The organism is Bartonella sp. AA81SXKL (genome assembly GCF_042196945.1).
In the GTDB taxonomy this organism is placed as follows: domain Bacteria; phylum Pseudomonadota; class Alphaproteobacteria; order Rhizobiales; family Rhizobiaceae; genus Bartonella.
Window position 1 is genome coordinate 1 of record NZ_JBHIRH010000059.1, and the last position, 2,339, is coordinate 2,339.

Annotated in this window: 2 protein-coding genes; both read left to right on the forward strand. The window is 47.9% G+C overall.

Annotated elements, in window-relative coordinates; genetic code table 11:
- Window positions 1–1,809, forward strand: a 1,809-nt coding sequence (locus ACFINZ_RS09370; RefSeq protein ID WP_375701385.1) for a phage tail tape measure protein, incomplete at its 5' end; no start/stop codon positions are given.
- Between the two features lie 13 nt (window positions 1,810–1,822).
- Entirely contained in the window at window positions 1,823–2,284 is a 462-nt protein-coding gene (locus ACFINZ_RS09375; protein ID WP_375701386.1) for a phage tail protein, read from the forward strand.
- Window positions 2,285–2,339 lie beyond the last annotated feature (55 nt).

Genomic DNA, 2,339 nt, shown 5'->3' on the forward strand with positions numbered 1-2,339 from the left:
TTTAAGCTTAATCAGGCAGGCATTGAAGATCTAGGCGATGCTATCAATCATCTCTCTAATCACATGGCGGCAAAGGCCAGTGAAGTGTCTGATTTTACCAATCGTGCCACCGGTGCGGCAACCATGTTTAAGCTCACCGCGCGGGAAACAGCAGCATTTGGTACGGCGATGATTTCTGCTGGGATTGTTCCAGAGAGTGCCGCGCGTGGCTTTAATGCCATGAGTGCCCGTATTCAGGCAGGGGGCAAACATATTGAAGATGCTTTTGCTAATATCGGGCTTTCTCGCGAAAAATTCATGCAAGATCTGGACAAAGATGCCACAGGTACCTTGGTACGCTTTTTTAATGTGTTGGGTAAATCCGAACAGGGCATGCGCTCGCTGATTGCCATTGCGGGGCGTGATTTTACTGGTGATTTTGCCAAATTGGTGGGCAATCCCGAATTGTTAGGGCAAGCTTTAGAGTATGTGAAAGATCCACAAGTCTTTAAAGGTTCGGTAGAACAAGAAGCAGACAAACAAGCAACCGGTGCCATGCGGCAATTTGAACTCTTACAAAACCGTATTGTGGCTCTGGGGATTAGCATTGGTGAAGTGCTTCTGCCTCCTCTCAACAGTCTCATGGAAACTGTTGGTAATTTTACTAATGGGCTTATGGCGTGGGCGAATGCGCACCCAACTTTAACAAGTGCCATTATCAAAACCATTGCTGCCCTGATGGCTTTTAATATTGCTCTGCGCGTGTTGCGCTTTACCATGGCTGGCACACGTCTTGGGCTTCTTCAATTGATGGGCTCTTTTATCAAGATGGGTGCTGTTAGTCGTGGTCTTTCTGCAAGTTGGCGGGGCTTAGCAGCCGCAGGGCGCTCGCTGGGCTTGCTAACCGCGGGTCTTGGGGCAAGTGCACTCCGACTCTTACGCCCCATGACCTTGTTGGTCGGGGCTTTACGGGGGATTGCTGTCTCAGGAAGTGCATTTGCTGCCTCTTTTGGCTTTATGGGGAGAGTGATCGAAGTGGTTGGGGCAAGTCTTTTCTCTGTTGTGGGGGGTATTTTTACCCCAATAGGGGCTGTGGTTGCTGCTGTTGTGGCGGTCATACTGGCTGCTGGTTTTGCTTTGTGGAAATATTGGGATCGTTTTTCTTCTTTTATGAAGGGCTTTGCACGGGGGGTATCTCGGGCTTTTGGGCAAGCCTTTGAAGCCGTCATGCGCTTTTTTGGTGCTGAACCCACCACCATCACCAAATGGAAAAACATCATTGCTGCTGCTTTTGATTTCTCTCAAACTTGGCAAAAGTTCAAACAAGGGCTTGGCGCTGTTGTTCAAAGCTTTGAAGGTTTGTGGGAGGGCGTTAAACAAAGCCTTTCCAACTTTTGGCAATGGTTGAAGAGTTTTTTTACACAGGAAAAGCTCTCGGAGAGTGCCAAGGCTGGTATGGAACAAGCGGGCGAAGATCTGGCTAATTCGATTGTCGATGGCTTTATGTCGTCTATCTCACAATTGATGGATTTTTGTAAATCTTTGCCTAGCCGCATTAAGGGGTGGATTGGTTCCATTGATGTAAGAGAGTTTTTGCCAAGTTTTTTGGGGGGTAAAACAGCCATTCAACCCATCGTGCAATTTGCGGGAGCTTCTCCTGTAAATTCATCTGCCAGAGAGCAAAGAGACAAAGACCGTTCCCCCATCACACACAATCAAAACGTCACAGTGCATGTTAATGGGGCGCGTGAACCCATGGCCACTGGTCGTGCGGTTGCCCATGCTTTGCAACGGGCACGTGCTAATGCTCTGCATGGCGGGACAGAATGAGGGGAGGGCGTCTATGAGAGATCCTTTGATGATGTTAGGACCGCATCAATTTTATGTGGACTGGCTGAATTTCCAATCCTTTGAAGAAGAGTTTTCTGCTTCATGGGTTTGTATGGAGCGTTTTGGCAAGGCACCCAGTTTGCAATTTACCGGCTATGGCAATGATGCAAAGACCATTCATGGAGTTTGGTTTCCAGAAGAATTTGGTGACCGGGTAGCGATAGATGCCATCACTACAACTATTCGAAGAGCAAAGCCTGTCCAGATGCTTCGTTGGATCAATGATACGACCTATAGTGTCCTTCTCCATGGACCCGTAGTAATCACCAGTATCACAAAAGACCACGACTATATCAGTCGCTCTGGTCAATCCCAGCGCATCCGCTATTCCATTAGCTTGTTACCGTTTTTCGATGGTGGAAAACCACAAGGACAATATCAGGTGGGACAATACCAAGAGGGACAAACTCTATGAAGATACCAGAAAAACATGTTGTTGTAGAGCTAGAGGATATGAGCCTCGATCTCCT

Excerpts from the sequence above, each read along its gene's own strand:
- ACFINZ_RS09375 (WP_375701386.1), top strand. The coding sequence starts at position 1,823 with ATGAGAGATCCTTTGATGATGTTAGGACCGCATCAATTTTATGTGGAC.